10 protein-coding genes are annotated in these 20,000 nt (G+C 69.8%); 1 reads left to right on the forward strand and 9 read right to left on the reverse strand.

The genetic code is table 11. The annotated features are described in order from the left end of the window. Positions 1 to 60: 60 nt before the first annotated feature. Positions 61 to 2,970, forward strand: coding sequence for an AfsR/SARP family transcriptional regulator (locus tag IEY82_RS00695; protein WP_189121961.1), 2,910 nt, complete (start codon positions 61 to 63; stop codon positions 2,968 to 2,970). Positions 2,971 to 3,017: 47 nt separating this feature from the next. Here the strand turns inward: IEY82_RS00695 and IEY82_RS00700 are convergent, their stop codons facing one another. From IEY82_RS00700 to IEY82_RS00740, 9 genes are all read right to left on the reverse strand, one after another. Then, positions 3,018 to 3,503: a flavin reductase family protein gene (locus IEY82_RS00700; protein WP_189121962.1), complete on the reverse strand. Its 486-nt coding sequence runs from the start codon at positions 3,501 to 3,503 to the stop codon at positions 3,018 to 3,020. A gap of 161 nt (positions 3,504 to 3,664) precedes the next feature. Beyond that, positions 3,665 to 4,993, reverse strand: coding sequence for an LLM class flavin-dependent oxidoreductase (locus IEY82_RS00705; protein ID WP_225261914.1), 1,329 nt, complete (start codon positions 4,991 to 4,993; stop codon positions 3,665 to 3,667). Positions 4,994 to 5,072: 79 nt separating this feature from the next. Next, entirely contained in the window at positions 5,073 to 6,302 is a 1,230-nt protein-coding gene (locus IEY82_RS00710) for an aminotransferase class I/II-fold pyridoxal phosphate-dependent enzyme (protein ID WP_189121963.1), read from the reverse strand. A 65-nt stretch (positions 6,303 to 6,367) separates the two neighbouring features. After that, complete coding sequence (locus tag IEY82_RS00715; protein WP_189121964.1) at positions 6,368 to 7,600, reverse strand: ATP-grasp domain-containing protein; 1,233 nt, start codon at positions 7,598 to 7,600, stop codon at positions 6,368 to 6,370. Between the two features lie 21 nt (positions 7,601 to 7,621). Then, positions 7,622 to 8,857 (reverse strand): MDR family MFS transporter, encoded by a 1,236-nt coding sequence (locus IEY82_RS00720; RefSeq protein ID WP_189121965.1) that lies wholly within the window; start codon positions 8,855 to 8,857, stop codon positions 7,622 to 7,624. Then, the gene (locus IEY82_RS00725) at positions 8,854 to 10,011 is read right to left on the reverse strand and encodes a GNAT family N-acetyltransferase (protein ID WP_189121966.1); all 1,158 of its coding nucleotides are present in this window, start codon (positions 10,009 to 10,011) and stop codon (positions 8,854 to 8,856) included. The genes IEY82_RS00720 and IEY82_RS00725 overlap by 4 nt, the downstream gene beginning before the upstream one ends. After that, entirely contained in the window at positions 10,008 to 10,517 is a 510-nt protein-coding gene (locus tag IEY82_RS00730) for a cupin domain-containing protein (RefSeq protein ID WP_225261916.1), read from the reverse strand. The genes IEY82_RS00725 and IEY82_RS00730 overlap by 4 nt, the downstream gene beginning before the upstream one ends. 130 nt (positions 10,518 to 10,647) lie before the next feature. Beyond that, the gene (locus IEY82_RS00735; RefSeq protein WP_189121968.1) at positions 10,648 to 15,012 is read right to left on the reverse strand and encodes a type I polyketide synthase; all 4,365 of its coding nucleotides are present in this window, start codon (positions 15,010 to 15,012) and stop codon (positions 10,648 to 10,650) included. A gap of 2 nt (positions 15,013 to 15,014) precedes the next feature. Continuing rightward, on the reverse strand, positions 15,015 to 19,910 hold the full coding sequence (locus IEY82_RS00740) for a non-ribosomal peptide synthetase (protein WP_189121969.1): 4,896 nt from the start codon (positions 19,908 to 19,910) through the stop codon (positions 15,015 to 15,017). Positions 19,911 to 20,000: the final 90 nt, after the last annotated feature.

Consider the following 20,000-nt stretch of genomic DNA (forward strand, 5'->3'; position numbering starts at 1 on the left):
TCTCTATGCATAGGATGCAGCCTGGATCTGGGCGATCGACGGGAAGGCTCGACAAGGACGATGGAAGCACGGCTTCTCGGCCCCCTGTGCGTCAGCGACGGCGGTCGCACGATTCACGTGACCTCGGGACGACAACGGGCGCTGCTGGCCGCGCTCCTGGTCAACCCGAACCAGCCGCTGTCCGCGGACCACCTTATCGAGGTCCTGTGGGGCAACCGTCCCCCCGAGAACGCCAGAGCGGCACTACGCACCTACACGATGCGGCTGCGCCAGACACTCGGCCAGGAGCTGGGCGCCAGAATCGTCACCCGGCCGCAGGGATATCTGATCAAGGCCGAGACACACGAGATCGACCTCCTGCTCTTCCAGCGACACGCGGCGAACGCGAGGGCCGCGGTCCGGGAGGACAGCTGGGAGACCGCCGCGGCCGAGCTGCTGCAGGCCCTCGCACTCTGGCGCGGCGAGCCGTTCACCGAGGTCCCGTCCACCGTCCTGCGTGAGCGGGAACTTCCGCACATCGAGCAGTTGTACCTGCGGACACTGGAACTGCATTACGAGGCGCAGCTCAGATTCGGCCAGCACCATGACGCGGTGCTGGAGCTGGAGCGCACGATCGAGTCCCACCCGCTCCGCGAGCGGTTCTGGGCCCAGTTGATGACGGCGCTTTACCGCAGCAGGCGTAAAGGCGACGCGCTCACCGCTTTCCAGAAGGTCCACCGCCAGCTCGTCGGCGAACTGGGGATCGAGCCCGGACCGGAACTGCAACGCCTGCACCAGGCGATACTCAACGACGATGTCGGCCTGGCGTTCCCCAAGGCTCAGGAGGAGCCGCGGGTCGATGAAGGCCGCGGCGGCGGCGCCGGCCGTCTTGGAGCGCCGCAGCCCACGATCGAACCACCGCCGACGCTGGTCCCCCGCCAGCTTCCCCTCGCGCCCCGCCATTTCACCGGACGCCTCGACGCCCGGCACACTCTGAACCTCGCGCTGAACGAGACTCAACGGGAGGGCCGGACGGCGGCGTCCGTCGTGGTGATCGGCGGCATCGGCGGCATCGGAAAGACCGCGCTGGCCGTGCACTGGGCACACCAGGTGGCCGATCTCTTCCCCGACGGCCAGCTCTTCCTGAATCTCCGCGGCTTCGAGACCGCTGACCATTCCATGGCTCTGGAGACCGCGCTCCGGTCCCTGCTCGACGCCTTCGCGGTCCCCAAGGAGCACATCCCCGCGGGCTTGGCAGACCAGGCCGCGCTGTTCCGCAGCACGCTCGCGGGTAAACGGGTCCTGCTCATCCTCGACAACGTCCAGGATGCGGAGCAGGTGCTCCCCCTGATCCCGGCCAGCCAAGGCTGCCTGACCATTGTCACCAGCCGCAACCAGCTGACCGGCCTCCTGGTGCGGACAGGCGCGCACTCCGTCAGCCTGGGTCCTCTCGAAGTAGGCGAGACGATCGAACTGATCGAGAAGCTCATCGGGCGGCAGCGGACCGAAGCCGAGCCCGAGTCGATGGCCAAGCTCGTGGCGATGTGTGACCGCATACCACTGGCGGCGAGCATCATGGCCTCGAAGGCGCGCATCCAGCCGTCGCTGAGCCTCACTGAGCTCATCGGGATCTTCGAGACGATCCCGAGCCCGCTCGACCGGTTCGACACCGGCGACACCGTGACCAGTGTCCGGTCCCTCCTCGACGGCTCCTACCGGCACCTGACCGATGACGCACGCAGACTGTTGCGACTCCTCGGCCTCCATCACGGGAACCAGATCAACCATGCCGCCGCGGCCAGCCTCACCGCGATGTCCCTGGAGAACACCCGCAAGGCCCTCGTCGACCTCAGGCGGAATCATCTCGTCGAGAACGTGCGGCCGGGCCAGTACTCCATGCACGACCTGATCCGTAGCTTCGCGGTCGAGGTGGTGAACCGTGAGGAGACCGAAACCGGCCGGTGCCTCGCGAGCAACCGCGTGCTCAACTACTACGTGCACTCCGTGCACGGCGCCGTAGCCCTGTTGATGCCGATGCGCCGTTTCAAACCGCTGCCGACCGCCCAACGGCGGATTCGCGTCAGCCGGTTTCACACCCCCGCCGAGGCCGCCGCCTGGTTCGAGGCCAATCGGGACTCCATCATGTCGGCGCTGCTCCACGCTCCGGACGACGGCTTCCCCTTGTATTGCTGGCGCCTGGTCGAACGGATCTCACCCCTTCTCGAACGGCTCGGCCACTGGCATGACTGGCGGAGGGCCGCCCGGAGGGCGGCTGAAACGGCCCGCTCCCTCGGCGACCTGTACGCCGAGGCGGTCTCCCAGTTGGAGCTCGGCAGCGTGGCCGACCTGCTCAACCCCGCCGACGACAGCGCCAGGCATGGCCTGGACCGGGCACTCACCCTGTTCGAGGAGCTCGGCGACGTCGCCGGACAGGCCCGGACCCATTACCGCCTCACCCTGTTCCACGGCAGACGACACCGTCAGAGTGAGTGTCAGCATCACTCGGAGCAGGCGTTCATCCTGCACGGCAAGGATGCCAACCTGGCCGGGCAGGCCGAAGCGCTGAACGCTCTGGGCTGGTTCTGCGTGTCGTTCGGTGACTACGACACGGCCATATCTACCTGCCGCAAGGCGCTCAAGCTCTATGCCGGATCCGGCAACCTGACCGGTGAGGCCGACACCTGGGACAGTCTTGCCTGGGCCCACCAGCGCAGCGGAGCCCTGACCGCGGCGGACAGGTGCTACCGCCGGGTCATCTCCATGGACGAGAAGCTCGACCGGCTGGGCCACCGCTACCGCCAGGCCGAGACCCAGAGCCGGTACGGCGACCTCAGGTACGAGCTCGGCGACACCGAAGGGGCCCTACGCCTGTGGCGCAAGGCCCATCGGACCCTCGACGAGCTGAACCATCCCCAGCGCGATGCCGTTCAGCAGAAGATCATCGCCGCGCTCAGCCCGTTCAACGGGACGAGTTCGAGGGCCGCGGTGTAGGAGGGCCGGGGCTCGGTCCGGTCTCCCGGTCCGGCTTCGCCAGGAGGTCAGGCAAGGGCAGATCCGAGGCGGTGCAGCCTTCCACCGGCGAAAAGCAAGGGCGGATGATCCCTGAGGATGTCGCACCCGGTCACCTCGCCGACCATGAGGGTGTGGTCGCCCATGGGAGCCATGCTTCGGACGCGGCACTCGAAGTAGCCGACCGCCCCGGCGACGACCAGCCCACCGGTGCCCGGCAGGCTGGTCGTCTCAACTCCCGCGAACCCGGCCGGACGGGATGGGTCCGCGAACCGCAGAGCCAGCCCGGCCTGGTCCTCGGCGAGGATGCTCACCACGAACTCCCGGGTCTCCGCCATCCGCGGGTGCAGCCGTGCGCCCTCCTTGAGGCAGAAGGACACGAGCGGCGGATCCAGTGACAGCGTGGCGAAGGAGTTGACGGTCAGCCCGTGTGCGTCGGCCCCGCGTCCGCCGATCACGATCGTGACCCCGGTCGGCAGGCCGCGGGCGGCTGAGCGGAGCTTGCTCCCGGACACGAGGGTCTTCCGCCCGGTCACAGTCCGCCCCGCCCCGGCTCGGCGGACAGGAGGCGCCGGACCCGTGTCAGGTGCCGCGTCGTGGAGAGCTGGTACGGGACAGCGGATGGTGCGATGCTCATCAACGGATTCCGTTCTCGTGGACGGCCGCCTGGCCAAGGTCAGAGCGGGGACAGGCCCATGGTGTGGCGCAGGGTGCGGCCCTCGTACTCCGTGCGGAACAGGCCCCGTCGCTGCAGTACGGGCACGACGAGATCGACGAAGTCGGTCGCGCTGGCCGGGAGCGGGCCCGGCGTCACGATGAAGCCGTCACATCCCTCGTTGACGAAGAGGCGCTCCAGTTCGTCGGCGACTTGATCGGCGTCCCCGACGATCTGCGGGGTGAGTTCGGAGGTCGCGTACCGGACAGCCGCCTCCCGAAGGGTCAGGCCCTCCGCCTTCGTCCCCTGCAGGACCACGTCGAGCGAGCCTCGCGTGCCGGGCACGTCGTCGATCGCCTCCAGCATGTCGTCGAGCGGGAAGTCGGACAGGTCGATCCCGAGTTGGTAACTCAACGTGAGCAGCCCGGCCACGGGGTCGATCAGGGCCTCCAGCTCACGCCGCTTCACTTCGGCGAGCTCGGCTGTCTCGGCCACCACCACCTGAACACCGGTCAGGATCTTGACCTGGTCGGGGTCGCGGCCCTCGTTCCGAGCCCGGCTCTTGATATCTCGGTAGAAGGCCTGCATGTCCGGCAGCGAGTGCTGCAAAGCGAAGATCACTTCACCCCAGCGGGCGGCGAAGCGACGCCCGCGCTCGGAGGCGCCGGCTTGCATGAGCACCGGGCGGCCCTGCGGGGAACGTGGCACGCTGAGCGGTCCGCGTACGGAGATCCACTTCCCCTGGTAGTCGGGTCGGGACACGGCCCCGGGATCGGCGAAGACGCCGCTCTCCTTATCGGCGACCAGCGCGTGGCCGGCCCAGCTCTCCCACAACGCGATGCACGCCTCGATCACCTCGTCACCGCGGTCGTATCGCTCGTTCCGTTCGGGCAGGGGCTGGCCGAAGTTGAGGGCGGCGCTCCGCATGCTGGTCGTGACGATGTTCCAGGCCGCCCGGCCGCCGCTGAGGTGGTCGAGCGTCGCCATGGACCGCGCGATGTCGTACGGCGGGTGGAACGACACCGAGCGGGTGATGCCCAGGCCGAGGTGGGTGGTGTGCGCGCACACCGCCGCCAGGGTGACGAGCGGGTCCAGTTGGACGGCGCCCTGGGAACCCTTCGAAACGGTGGCCTCGTAGCCGCCTGCCTGGTCCGGGATCGCGAGCAGATCAGGGAGGAAGAGCATGTCGAACCGGCCCCTCTCGTAGATCCGGGCCAGCTCGATCCACCAGTGCGCGTCGAGAAACCCCAGGTCGGCATCGTGGTGCCGCCAGGCGCCATGGTGATGTGCCGTGGGCACCATCACATAGGCCGCCAACGACATCTGCCGGGAACGGCTGTCGACCGACACCGCATGATTCCTTTCGTAGAGGGGTGGTTCGGAATGACCGATCGTGGAGCCGGATGTCGCTCCGTGGCTCCTGCCCGGGTTAGCGGCGCAGGCGGGCCGAGCCGAGCCTTCGCATCCCCTCCTCGATGAGGGGGCGGTGCTTGCAGAACGCCCAGCGGACCATGTGGCCGCCGGCCGGGTCGTCGTAGAAACCGTTCACCGGCACGGCTATGACGCCCGCTCTTTCGGGGAGGGCGAGGCAGAACTGCAGTGCGTCGTCCCAGCCGAGCTCGCCTACGTCGGTGAGCGTGTAGTAGGTGCCCTCGGGGACGAACACCGGCAGACCCGCGGCGGCCAGGCCTTCGCAGAGCAGGTCCCGCCGTGCCGCCAGGTCGGCGCCCAGCCCGTCGAGGTAGTCGGTGTGCTCGGTGAGCGCGACGGCGATGCCCGCCTGCGCGGGCGCGTTGGTGGTGAAGGTCAGCCACTGCTTCGCCGCGAGCACGGCGGACACCAGCGGTTCGGGCCCGATCGTCCATCCGACCTTCCAGCCGGTGAACGAGAACGACTTGGCCGACCCCGAGATGGTCAGGGTGCGCTCCCACATCCCGGGCAGCGTGGCCAGCGGGATGTGCGCTCGGCCGTCGAAGGTGATGTGCTCGTAGACCTCGTCGGTGATGACGATCAGGTCGTTCTCCCGGGCGACCGCGGCGACGAGGTCGAGTTCGTCACGGGTGAGGGTCCTCCCCGTTGGATTGTGCGGGCTGTTGACGATGATGGCGCTCGTTCTGGCGGTGACCGCGGCGCGCAGGGCCTTCTCGTCCAGCCTGAAGTCCGGTGCGGCGAGCAGCACCGGGCGCCGGACGGCGCCCACCATGTCGAGACCGGCTGCGTAGGCGTCGTAGTAGGGCTCGAGCACGACGACCTCGTCGCCGGGTTCGACCAGCCCGAGCAGCGCCGACGCGATGGCCTCCGAGGCCCCGGTGGTGACCACGACCTCGGTGTCCGGGTCGACCGTCAGCGCGTAGTAGGACTCCTGATGACGGGCGACGGCCTCGCGCAGCGCTTGGTCGCCGCGTACCGGGGCGTACTGATTACGGCCCGAGCGCAGCGCCGTGACCACGGCTTCGACGACCTGTGGCGGCCCTTCCTGGTCCGGGAATCCCTGCCCGAAGTTGATCGCGCCGGTGCGGGTCTGGACCGCGGCGATCCGCCCGAACACCGAGGGCGGGATCTTCCGGAGCCGGCTCGCCAACGGAGCCGTCACCCGTCCCGCGGCTGCGGCCTGGATCCCCTGGGGAGATTGCTCCCCTCTGAGGTGCGAACTGAGCATGTCATTCCTTTGGCAACCAAGGCGATCTTCAGCACGGATCGCGGCTTCATGGGCTTTCTCGAAACTCAGTCGAGAGGTTTGGCGTGCAGTTCCACGATCGACTCGGCCTCGCTGAGATCGGCGGTGACCTGGGCTCTGTCGTCTCCCACGGCGATCACGTTCCCGTAGCGCGAGAGATAGCCGCGGGGCGGGAGCTCCAGCCGGGTCCCCGGCCCCACCGTGGCCGAGCTCCGGTGCACGGTGGGGCCCTGACGGTCCTCGTGCACGGTGAGGTCGAGCACCTCGCAGTCGGCTTCCGGATAGAGGAAACGCACCGCCGCGAATCTGCGGTGCCGAGGGGTGGTGTCGGGAGGGAGGCCGACAGCTGCCCGCGCTGCCGCGACGGCCGGATCGACTCCGGTCGCGAGCATCCCGAGATAGGGAATGAGGTCCCCCCCGAGCCTGGCGTTGACCTCGACCAGGCGCGGCCCGCCAGGCGTCATCTTGAACTCCGCGTGCGTGAACCCGTAGTCGAAGCCGAGCGCCCGGTGGATCCCGCTCAGCTGCTCCAGCAGTTCCGGGTCATGAAGAAGGGGGTCCGCGCCGTCCACCGTGTGACCGATCTCCTCGAAGTACGGAGCGAAACCGACCTGTTTGCGCGCGACGACCAGCGGTGTGCAGACGCCCGCCGCGACGACGGTGTCCACACTGATCTCCGGACCGGTGAGGTATTCCTCAACGAGCAGGTCGGTTCCCTCCCGGGGCACTCCCGGATAGCGGGCCGTCACCGCCGCGCTGACGGCGGCGATGACGGCGGTGGGATCGTCGGCACGGACCACCCCGAGACTGCCGGCGAGATCGCGTGCCTTGACCACGACGGGATAACCGATCGCGGTCGCGGATTCGATGGCCTCCTCCACGGTGGAGACCACGGCGTAGGCGGGCTGCGGCACTCCCGCGGCGGTGAGCACACTCCGCGTGCGTGCCTTGTCGCGGCAGGCGAGGATCGCTTCGGGAGAGCTCCCCGGCAGTCCCAGCTCCCGTGCGAGCCGCGCCACGGGAAGCACCAGCCACTCGTCGTAGGTGAGGACTCCCGCGACCGGGAGTCGGTCCATCACCTCTCGGGCGGCGCGCTGCAACGCCTGGGGGTCCCGGACGTCCAGGCGGGTGGCTCCTTCGAGGTGGGCGAGCTGCCAGGTGGGCGCGTCAGAGTCGAGCAGCCACACCCTGAAGTGGCGCGACACGGCCGCCAAGATGTACTCACGGTACTGCTGGGCTCCGCTGCCGACGAGCAGCAGTCCCGGTGCGTTGGTGTCCACAGAGCCTCCTAGAGCCGGACGTCAACGGTCATGAGCGTGTTCTTCTTCCGTCACGGCGCATCTGCGGCGGATCTCGCCGCGGAGTGTCCACATGACGAGGGCCCCCAGTGCGCACGAGGCCAGGCACGTGCTCCACAACAGGCCGGCGCCTCCGGCCAGCAGCGAGGTGCCGATCAGAGGACCCAGCATCGCGGCGGCGCCTCCCCACGAGGTGCCCCACAGTCCGCTGTAGCGGCCGCGCGAATGCTCGGGCGCGAGACCGATCACGATCGTCTGGCCCACACTGACCATGGCGATCTCACCCGCGGTCCACACCAGGACCGAACAGGCGTACCCGGCCAAGGACGAGGCCAGGCCGCCGATTCCGAACCCGAGACCGAGCAGCAGCACCCCCGCGCCGAACACGGTCGTGAGGTCCCAGTTGCCGGCACGCGCGCTGACGACGGGTTGGGCCACCACGATGATCAGGCAGTTCAGCGCCATGAGGGTCCCGTACGCCCGGGCGTCCAGGCCGTCCGCGTGCATCACCAGCGGCAGGGTGGTGATCGATTGGAAATGGACGATCCCGTACACCAGGGTGACCAGGCAGTAGACGACCATGGGCCGGTCCTTCAGGACCGCGCCGAACGTGCCGCCGTCCTCGCGCTTGCCGGTGGGCCGCTCCCGCGGCACGGTGCCGCGTCGCCACCAGCCGATGATCAGCAGCGCGAACGCCACCGTGGCGAGCGCGTTGACCCAGAACAGCCAGCGCGGGCCGAGCTCGTAGATCGTGCCGCCGAGCAGTGTCGCGACGGAGAAGCCGAGTCCCACCGCCCAGAACATCAGCCCGTAGGCCCGTGCCCGGTCGCGCTGCGGCACGAGGTCGGCGATCAGGCTGGTGGCGGCCGGGCGGTAGGCGTCCACGACGAGGCCCAGCAGGAAGATTCCCGTTGCGAGGGCGAGCAGGCTCTCAGCCTGTCCGAGGAGGACCATGACGGTGGCGCTGGCGAGCAGGCTGCCGGTGAGGGTAGGCAGCCGGCCGCCCCGGTCGGTCAATGCTCCCCCGATCAGCTGGGACAGCACCTGTCCGCCGCCGAAGAGCGCCATGAGCACCCCGACGGTCGTCAGCGGCAGCCCGCGCACGGTCTGCAGGTAGAGCGTCATGAAGGGCAGGACCATCGTGCCCAGCCGGTTCACCAGGGTTCCTGTCCACAGCAGCCAGAACCCGCCCGGCAGACCGGAGAACATGGCGGGGCCCCGAAGTCCCGTGGCCTTCATCGGATCACCGCCGGGATCGGCCCGTACCGCTCTTCCCACCGACGCAAGCCGGTGGCCGCCTGTCGTTCCAGCGCGTCGCGGGCCCGGACACCGGTCCCCGCAGGCGGGAAGACCACGCACCAGGACGGTTCGAGGCGCGCGCCTCGCGCCTGCTTGGCCTCGTACGTGCCCAGACCGAGGTGGACCCGTCGCAGGCCGTTCTCGATGGCGAACCTGATCGGCTCGTAATAGGTGAGGTTGAAGTAGGCGAAGGTGCGTTCGGTTCGGGCGTAGTCGAACCCGACCGACCGGACGTAGAGCTCGTTCTCCCACACGAAGGACAGGGAGAAGGCCACCACCCTTCCGGACAGCTCGGAGGCGAACACCTTCGCCCGATCGCCCAGATACTTCTCCTGGGCGTGCAGTTGGTCACTGATCGTGGACTCGTCGGCGGCATGACCGTAGTTGCTCTTCAGCTGAGCCACCAACGGAGCCAGTTCGCCGATGCGGTCCCCGAAGCCGGGGGAGGTCAGGTCCGCCTCCCACGCGTGGAACTTCCGGATCTCCCTGCCCGCCTCGATGCGGCGGCGTCCAGGGAGCCAGCTCAGATAGTCCTCGAACGACGACCACTGCACGTCGATGGTGGTCTGCGCGCCGCCGCTGAAGAACACCTGCGCCCGCTCTCCGAAATGCGCTCCGGCCGCCTCGGCCGCCTCGGCGGTCAGATACCGCAGCGCGGCCGCCCGCCCGGCCCGCGCCCGGTCGAACGCCTCCAGCAGCAGCTTCATGGCGGTGTCACGGGCCTGAGGAGGAGCGGTCCGGTCGACGAGGAGGTCGTTCCAGTAGGCCGCGATGGTCCCACCGAGTACGGACGGGTACCAGCCCTCCCGGTCTTCGCACCCGCTGGGCTCGGCGAACTGTGAGATGACGTCGTAGAAGCGGTCCTCAGGAGGACGGGTCCTCGGGTAGAGGGCCATCGCCGCGCGGAGCTCCGGTCCCTGGTGGACCAGCAGATATTCGGTGGCCCCGCGGTTCTCCGCGGCCTCCTCCGTGGCCGTGAGCCACGGATGACTGACGTAGAGGCCGCGCCCGCCTGCGACACGGTCCCATTCGGCAGGATCGACCTTGTGGATGGAGGGGACGGAGGAGACGGTCCACGAATCCTGGGCGATCATGCCGTGCCGCGCCGGCCGTCGATGAGGACGAAGACGACGCGGGCCATCCGATCCGAGCGATTGGACCAGGCATGCCTGGTGCCACGCTGGATGAGGACGTCACCGGCCCGCATCAGGGTCTCGTCCTTGTCCAGGACCGCGTGGATCTCGCCTTCCAGGACGATCGCGTAGTCGACCGTGTCGGTGGTGTGCATGGACGGATGACGATCGCTGCTGGGCTGGTACTCGACGTCGGCGAAGATCGCCGCGAACGTCCCGGCGGCCTGGCGGCGCCGCTCCTCCGCATCGGCGGACTCCGGCGGGAAGTCGATCGCGCGGATGACGGTGCCGCCGGCCGGCGGGAGGAGACCCTGGTGCTCGGCCGCGGTGTCCGGGCCGTCGACCGCGGCCTGCGGGCCGAGGGTGCGGTAGAGGTTGGCATTGACGTAACCGGGCCGTTCGGTCACCTCCGAGATCGCCGAGACGGTCCCGTCCTGAACGATGCGGGACAGGCCACCGGCGTCCACCCCGGTCAGGATGCGTCGGATAGGGCTCAGCTGGGCAGGTCGAGACATGGATGAGGATCTTTCTGGGAGCAGCGGGGAGTGTTCCGCCACCGGGTGGTGGCTCTTCTCGACATCGGTCTGGCCGGTGCGGTCATCCTGTCTTCGCTTCGATCAGGCCCGCCAAGCCGGTCGGCGTGGGCGCGTCGTAGAGCTCCAGCACGGTGAGCCCGACGCCGAACCGCTCCCTCATGCGGGACACAAGCTGGCTTGCCACGAGCGAGTCGCCTCCGATGGCGAAGAAGTCGGCGTCCGGAGTGAGGTCCGGCAGGCCCAGGGTTTCGGCCCACATGCTCTTGACCTCGTCGACGAGCCCACCGGACCGCCCGGCGGCCGGCAGCGGATCAGAACCCGCCCCGGCGGTCGGCGCGGGTCGTGTCACGGTCGCCGGCACGGGCTCATCCGTCCACTCCTCGGCGGGCACCACGACCACGTGCGGCTCCACCTGGTCGCACAACAAGCGCAGGGCCGTGGCCACTTTCTGCTCTTCGGTCAGCTCCTCAACGGCTCCCGGCACGGCGGATCCGTCGTGCCGGTCCTGCCAGTCGACACTCACGATCGTGGTCCTGCGGTCGCGAGGTGCCGTCGCGGCCAACGCGTCCATGAACGCTCCGGCCGCCGCCTCGTCCGGGCGGCCGGCCGGACGGGCGGACCAGCCGGAGAACAGGGCCAGAAATCGGACCGACGGAACGGCCAGGGCCAGATCGCGCAGCACGACCGCACCGTTGACATCGCGTTGCACGGCATCGGCCACGATGTGCACGATTCCGGTCACCGGCCCGTGTCCGGCCGCTATGCGCTCGAACACCTCGGTCATCGCCCCACTGTCGGAGACGTCGCCCGTCACGACGTCGACCTCGGCCCCTGCGGTTTCGAGCGCGGCGAGTCGCCGCCGCGTCAGCGGATCGTGGCGAGCCGGATCGGCGTCCTTCACCAGCAGGACGATTTTCGGCTGGAGTCCGGTGTCGGCGAGTCCCCGTGCCAGGGCCAGTCCGGTGGCGCCGAGACCGTCCGTGATCACGTATCGGCCCTCCGGTTCGAGTAGCGAGGAGGACCATTCGGGCAGCGGGCACCGGACCCGGCCGGGCCGCCATACCTGCTTGCCGCGCACCGCCAGGACCGGGTCAGGGAACGTGGGCGTGCCGACTTCGGCGGCGAGCACGTCATCACTCACGCCCGCTATGTCGAGCATGCGTGCGGCGCCCTGGCCGGACTCCAGGACGGCCGAACGCACGATCGCCGCGATGGCCGCCCGCGCGGGCTCCAGCGGCTCGGCGGCCGTCACCGGTACGGCGCCCCTGGTCAGCACGAGCATCGGCACCGCGCGCCCCGACTGTCTCCTCAGCCGGTTCGCCTGCCGATGTATCCGCAGCGCCGACAGCACAGAGCGTTCGAGCAGGTGCGGCGCGCCGGGGTCGGTCCCTGTGTCCACCGGCCCGCAGCCGCCCGCGTGAACGATCAGATCGATCCGGTCGCTGCCGGTCAGCACTGCCATCGCCGCGTCGAAATCCTCGGGATGATCGGTCCGGACCACACAGCCGTAGTCCTGGGTGTCGAGGTCTTCGCCGTAGGTGATCGGCAGCACGCGGTATCCGGCCCGTTGCACGACCCTCCGGACGGCGGCTGCCGACACGTCGTCCTCGGGCAGCAGGACGACGGCGTTGCCGAGCACGCCGAGCGGGGAGGGCCGCGACGGCGTCAGCACGCCCGCGGACCGCCATACCGGGAGGCCGACGACCGGTCGCCCGTCGTGCCCGGGTCCGCTGACCGGCTCGCTCGCTCGCGTCGTCTCCGGCGCTCCGATCGCCGCCTTGGAGCCTCGGACGGTACCGCTGCGGTCGGGTAGCAGGAATGCGGTGCGCCGGTAGGGATAGACGGGGAGCGGATACGTGCGCCGGCTCTCCCGGGGCATCTTCCCGAAGTCGACGTCGACGCCGTTGACCCACAGCGCGCCGAGCGCGTCGAGAACGTGGTGCCCGGCGCGGTCGGGCAGCAACTCCACGACCGACCGCGCGGCGCCGCCCACCGCCGGATGACGGCGGGCCAAACCGCTGAGTGCCGAACCGGGCCCGGACTCGACGAGCACCGGGTCCGTCATCGGCAGGTTCGCCAGCGCGTCGGCGAACAGAACCGGCTCGACGAGCTGGTTCGCCCAGAACTCCGGCCGCACCGCGTCCCCGGCTTCGAGCAGGCGGCCGGACGCCGCGGACACCAGCGGCAGCACAGGCTCGGCCAACGCCATCTTGCCGAGGATCGACAGGAACTCCGCTGCCGCGTCGCCCATCATGGGGGTGTGGAAGGCATGCGAGGTCGACAGCCTCCGGTAGTCGATCCCCCGGCTGTCGAGCACCGGCTGGAACGCGGTGATCGACTCCGCGGCGCCGCCGACCACGGTCTGACTCGGGCCGTTGACGGCCGACACCCACACCCCGCCGGGCACGTCGAGCAGGGCCTGCCGCACCTCGGCCACAGGCGCGGAGACCGCGAGCATGACACCCGGGGGCATCATCCGCATGAGCCGGGCCCGCTCGGCGACGACCTGGATCGCCTCCTCCACTTTGAACACGCCGGCCACCGTGGCGGCCACCAGTTCGCCGACACTGTGTCCGAGCACCGCCGCGGGCCGTACACCCAGCTCGTCCAAGGACTGGGCGCACGCCAGCCCGATCGAGAAAAGCAGCGGTTGCGCGTGGACGGTGGCCGAGAGCACGGCCGGGTCGCGCTCGTTCTCCCAGAGTCCGACCAGGTCGGTGCCGAGCAGGCTGCTGAAGCCGGCCAGGTGTCGCCGGACCGACGCGGTGTGGCCGGGCAACCATCGGCCCATGTCCAGGCCCATCGCGGGGAACTGGGATCCCTGCCCGGGGAAGAGAAGCACCGGCTTACGGGAATGCCCGTCCCCGGTCAGGATCGCGCGGGGATCCGTCAGCGCCGCGCGGGCGGCCCCCGGACCGTCGATCCGCAGCGCTGCTCGCGACCGGAGTGTACGGCGGCCGGTCTGGCTCGTGTAGGCGATGGCGGGCAGGTCGGCCTCCGCCGCCTCCGCGGCGGTGCGCAGCAGCGCGTTCCCGACCTCCTCACGTGCCTGGTGGTCCACGCCCGACCATACGAGCAGTTGCGCGCCGCCGGTGCCCGTGGCCTCCGGTGCGGGCTCGGGCGCCTCCTCGAGAACGACGTGCGCGTTGGTGCCGCCGAACCCGAAGTTGCTCACCCCGGCCCGGCGCGGCGCCCCCACCACTCGCGGCCATGGCCGCACCCCCTCGGCGACGGCGAAGGGGGTGCGATGGAGCTCCAACCTCGGGTTGACCTCGCGCACGTTGATCGTGGGAGGGATCAACTCGTGGTGCAGCGCCAGCACCGTCTTGATCAGGCTGACCACACCGCTGCCTGGACCGAGGTGGCCGATGTTCGACTTCACCGACCCGACCACGCAGCTTTCCGGCGCGAGCTCGCTCCGTGCCGTTCTCGCCATGCCCTCGTGCAGGCCCCGGATCTCGATCGGGTCGCCGACCTTCGTTCCCGTGCCGTGCAATTCGACGTACGAGATGCTCGCCGAGTCCACATCGGACACCGCGATCGCCTCGGCGATGACCTCGCTCTGGCCGGTGCTGCTCGGGGCGGTGAACCCGGCCTTCTGCGCACCGTCGTTGTTCACCGCCGATCCGAGGATGACCGCCAATATCCGGTCCTCATCCGCCTGCGCGTCCGACAGCCGCTTGAGCGCGACCACACCGCCGCCGTTGCCGAACACGGTGCCGCTCGCAGCGGAGTCGAGCGGGCGGCAGACTCCGTCCTGCGAGTCGATACCGCCCTCCACATGCAGGTAGCCGCGCCCGTACGGCGTCTCGATCTCAACTCCGCCACTCAGCGCGATGTCACAGTCCCCGGCCCGCAGCGCCTGGCATGCGAGGTGGATGGCCACCAGCGAGGTGGAGCACGCGGTGCGCACGGCGAGGCTCGGCCCGCGCAGCCCGAGTCTGTAGGACACGTGGGCGGCCATGAAGTCGACGTTGTTCGAAATGGCCGCGGCCGTCTCGCCGACCTGCTCCATGAGCGTCGGATCAGCCCTGACGTGGTCCTCGAAGAAGCGGTCCGTGGCGCAGCCGCCGTACACCCCGATCGTGCCTTCGAACCGCTCGGGCACCGTCGTCGCGCTCTGCAGAGCGGTGTCGCACAGTTCCAGGAACAGGCGGTGTTGGGGGTTTCGCAGCTCACTTTCGCGGCGCGACATCCCGAAGTACGCGTTGTCGAATCCCCAAACGTCGTCCAGCAGCGGCCGGGCCCTGACGTAGTGGGGAGCCGCGATCAAGGTGGGATCCTCGCCGGCGTCCAGGAGGTGTTGCTCGGTCAGTCGGTGAATGCTGTCGCGCCCGGCGAGAAGGTTGGCCCAGAACTCGTCGGCGGACCTCGCGTCAGGGACCCGCGCGGCCAGACCGATGACTGCGATCGGTTCGATTCCCATGGTCAGCGCCCCTTCTCCGGCCTGTTGGCCATGTTCTGTCGCATCCCGCGACGCAGCTTCAGCTCAGCGGCGAGATCACTTCTCTCACGCCGGCGTGAGGGTGTGCGATGGGCGGCCGTCGCAGCGCCGGCCGCGTGGTCGGACAGCTGGCGGGCGGTCGGCAGCCGGAAGAAATCGGCGATCGTGACGTGCTCCCCGAGCCTGTCGCTCAACGCCTCATGCAGACGCAACAGGTTGAGCGAGGTGAGGCCCGCGGCGAAGAAGTCGTCGTCCGGGCCGATGGTCAGACCCGGCTGCTGTTCGCGCACACTCCGGAGCACGAGGTCCATCACCGGCTCGACGCCAGTGAGGGGCGCCGGCCTCTCCTGCTCGGCGGAGTCCCGCAGGAGCGCCTCCGTGTCCACCTTTCCCCTGGCGGTCAACGGGATGGCCCGGACCTCGCGGATCTGTGCGGGTACCGCGGCGGCGGGGAGTCGGGCGCGCAACGCCCAGACGATCTCCGTGGCATCCGGCTCGCCGGAACCGCTCCACCATGCCACCAACCGTGATGTACCGGTCTCCATGGCGACGTGACAGTCCTCGACTCCGTGGATCTCACGCATGGCCGCCTCGACGCTGTCCAGTTGGACCCGGTGTCCTCGCACGGACACTTGACGGTCGGCGCGACCGACCAGATCGATCAGGCCGTCCACGCGCAACCGCCCGAGATCTCCCGTGCGGTAGCAGTCGTGCCCGTCGGTAGCGCCGGTCCCTCCCAGATATCCCAGGGTGAGGCCGGCCCCGGTCACCCCGATCTCCCCGAGGACGCCGATCTCGTCGTCGGCATGCGGGCCGAGCACCAGCAGTTTTCGGTGCGGCGCCGACGCGGCGATCGGCACGGCGTCGCCTGCGCTGCCCTTCTCCGCGGGCTCGATCCGGCGCAGCCCGCTCGCCTGTGGCGTCTCCGTCGTGCCGTAGAGGTTGTAGATCTCCGCTCCGGGGGCGAGCTCGCGGAGCGCGGCGACCGTGTCGTAGCGCAGGGTGTCACCGTGAACCACCACCCGGCGTAGTGACCGCAGAACCCGGCCCGAGCGCGCGGCGGTCAGCAGCATCGCCTGCGAGGGCGTGATGTGCAGGACCGTCGCGCCGATCTCGTCGAGCCAGGCCGCCAGTCCGCGCTGGTGATGTTCCGTCGGCGCGGCGACGTGTACCGTCGCCCCGACCACCAGCGGCAGCACCAGGTCGCGGAACACCGGATCGTGGTCAGGCGGCACGGTGAAGGCGAAGACGTCGTTCGCCGTCAGGCTCAGTGCGTCACGGTAGCCGTCGAGAACGGCGGGCAACGCCTCGGAGGGCAGTGCCACCACGCCGGGCCCGCCGGTCGTGCCGGAGGTGAGCAGGACATGCCCGATCCGGCCGGGTTCCGCTCGGCTCACCGAAGCGTCCACCACCGCCGTGGCCCAGAACTCGTCGGTCAGCCGGAGAGCGTCGCCCTCCGTGCCCAGCGCGCCCACGTCCAGCACGACTGTGGAGTCCGCCGCGCGGATGGCGTCGGCCTGCCACCGTTTCGGCGCGTCGGCGCCGAGTAGCAAGGGCGCCACACCGGCATGCCAGCAACCGAAGATCGCCGGCGCCAGATCGGCGTGCCGCCGGGCCAGCACGCCGACGACCGCGGCCCGTCCACCGGTCCGGGCGCGAACGGCCGCACTGACCTGAAGAATGCGCCGCCGTAGCTCGCCGAAGGTGACGTCGTGTCCGGCACCCGTGGTCGCGACACGGTCCGGTGCCGCCTCCGCGTGGGCCAGCACGGCGTCGACCAGGTCACCGCACGTCCGCCTGGTGTCGGTGGGAGCCACCTGTCCCGTGGCGACGGCCAACTCAGCGCGGTCCGGGTCAGCCGCGAGCAGCAGGTCGTCGTGGCACTGCCGCAGGAACGCCGCCGCCGTGTCCTCGCTCCACAGATCCGTGCCGTACGTCAGCCGTAGCCGCAGGGTTCCCGCTTCGCCCCGGCAGAGGTACAGGCCGAGATCGAACAGAGACCACCTGGCGGGCGGGCGCACCGGTGTCACCGCGGCCTCGCCGAAAGCGGTGGGCACCTGCTCGTGGCTGACATCGTTGCACCACACCTGGAACATCGGGTTGCGGGCCAGGTCCCGTGAGCCGCCCAGGTGCTCGACGATCTCCTCGAACGACACCGCCGCGTGCTCGGCCGCCTCGAACAGCGCCTCGGCGCTCGCCTCGACGGCGTCCTGGATCGGCTGCTTCGCGGTGACCCGCAGCCGGACCGGCAGTGTTCGCACGAAGAAGCCGACCGCGTCCTGCTCGCACGGCGACTCACGGCCCGTCATGGGCACTCCCACCACGAGATCGTCGACGCCGGCCCACAGGGCGAGCCGCCGCGCGAAGACCGTCAGCACGAAGACGAACGGGGTGACCCGTGCCCTGGCGCAGAACCGCTCGACGAGGCTGCTCCCGTCCGTCCCGAGTTCCACGTCCAGGGACGCGCCGCGGAAACTCGGCACCACGGGTCGCCGCAGCCGCCACGGCAGGTCCAGCGATCTCGGCGCGTCCCGCAGACGGTCCCGCCAGAACGCCAGGTCTCGCTCCCGCTGCTCGGGGCCGGGTGGCGGCGTCACCGTCACGTCGCCCGCCGCGCGGTCCGTCTCGCTGGCCGTCTCGCTGGCCGTCTCGCTGGCCGTCTCGCTGGCCGCACCGGGACGTCCCGCGTAGATCTCGGCGAGTTCGGCAAGCAGCAGATCGAGGCTGTGCTGGTCGGCGACCAGGTGATCGATGGCCAGCAGCAGGGTGTCGCCCTGCCCGTCCACGCGCTGCCGCACACCGACGGAGAGTCGTGGCAGCAGATGCGGGATGAACAGGTGGTCGAGCACGTCTGTGAGGAGGCTTTCGCTCTGTCCGACGTGCAGCCGCACACCGGCCTCGTCTGCCGGGTGCACCTGGCGCCGCACGTCCTGGCCGGTGTCGCGGAAGGTCGTGCGCAGCGCGGGATGGCGCCGCACCAGGTCGTTCACCGCGCGTTCAAGACGTGTCGTATCGACCTGCTGGTCAAGGTCGAGCACCACCGTGACGTTGTACGCCGGACACTTCGGGAACAGCCGTGACCACACCCACAGCCCATGCTGCTGCGGAGAGAGCTCGGTTCCGGCCGGAGCCGGAGTCGTCGGCGGAGCGGCCGCCGGTTCCGGTGCGGTGGCGTCGAGCCGGACGCGCAACTCGGCGAGCGACATGTTGGTACGCAACAGCTCCCGCAGCGGCAGGCGCACGCCGTAGCGCGCCAGCACCAGCCCCACGAGCCGGACCGCCCCGAGGCTGTGACCGCCGGCGTCCAGAAAACCGGTGTCGGCACTGGCCGGGTACGACCCGGTCGCTTCATACCAGAGCCGGGCCGGCAGGTCGTCTCCGGCAGGCGCCGCAGCACGGCCGAGGGAGCCGGCCAGGGCGGCCGCCCGTTCGCGCACCTGCCGGCGATCCTGCTTGCCGCTCGAGCTCAGCGGGATGTCCGCGACCGGGAAAAGCAGTGTCGGCACGTGGCTGTCGGGCAGCACCTGGCGCAGCCCGGACCGGATGAGGCCGAGGTCGTCCGCTCCCGGCGCAAGGACCACCAGCGCGCACAGGTCCTGCCCGCTGCCGCGCTCCACCGTCGTGGCCGCGGCGTCCCTGACGCCCTCCGACTCCCGGAGGGCGTCCTCCACGGCTGTCAGCTCCACCCGCTGCCCGCGAATCTTCACCTGGGAGTCCTTTCGGCCCAGGTACTCCAGTCCCTCGGGATGCCGGCGGACCAGGTCGCCGGTCAGGTAGAGCCGTGACACGGGAGCCCAGGACGGCGCGTCGATGAAGGACTCGCGGGTCAGGTCCGGCTCGTTCAGATAGCCGGTGGCCAGCGGTGTTCCGCCGATCGCCAGCTCGCCGACCGCACCGGGGGGCGTCGGCGAACGGTCCTCGTTGAGCACGACCAGCGTGCAGTTGCTGATCGGCCCCCCGATGAGTGTACGCGGAACGTCAGCCATGTCCGGGACGGCCCAGTGTGTGACGTCGATCGCGGCCTCGGTCGGCCCGTAGAGGTTGTGCAGTTCCGCGTCCAGCACCCGCCGGAACTGGCGCACGTGGCCGGGAGTCAGCTCCTCGCCGCTGCAGAACACCGCGCGCAGCGACTCGCACTGTCCCGCGGTGGGCCATCGGAGGAACTCCGCGAGCATCGAGGGAACGAAGTGGCAGAGAGTCACGGACCGGTCAACGATGCACTGGGCGACCTGGCCGGGATCCAGGTGCGCGCCAGGCGACAGCAACACCATCGTCGCGCCGGCCATCAGCGGATTCCACAGCTCCCAGCCGCTGACGTCGAAGGTGTACGGGGTCTTCTGCAGGATCCGATCATCCGACCGTATCCCGAAGGTCTCATGCGCCCAGTACAACCGGTTGATCAGCGCGTCTGACGGAACGACGACTCCCTTGGGGGTCCCGGTGGTTCCCGAGGTGAACAACACATAGGCCGGCTGGTCCCCGTCACAGGGAACGAGTTCGGACCAGCTGTCACCCGCCGCTCCGAGCTCGACGCGGATCACGTCCAGGTCGTCGCGTCGCCCCACCAACGGCTCCGCTTCGGCATCGACGAGCACATGGCGCGCCCCGGACAGATCGAGCAGCAGGTCACGGCGCCGCTGTGGATCGTTCACCGACAGCGGAAGGTAGGGCATGTGAGCCTTGAGCGCCGCGAGCAGGGCGACCACCATGTTCCGCCCGCGGGGCACGCAAACGGCGACCACGTCACCGGGCCGGCCGTCCGCGGCGCGAAGCCGTGCGGCCAGCGCGTCGGACTCCGCCTCCAGCTGGGCATAGGTGAGGGTCCCGGCATCGTCGATGAGTGCGACGGCGTCCGGAGTCCGTTCCGAACTGGCTCGCACGAGACCAGGCAGGCCGAAAGGGGCGGACCAATCCCGTCTGGGACCAACCATCACGCATGACGGGACGGATGAAGAATCGATCATAGCTGT

This window comes from Nonomuraea cavernae (genome assembly GCF_014646355.1).
GTDB classification, from domain to species: Bacteria; Actinomycetota; Actinomycetes; order Streptosporangiales; family Streptosporangiaceae; genus Nonomuraea; species Nonomuraea cavernae.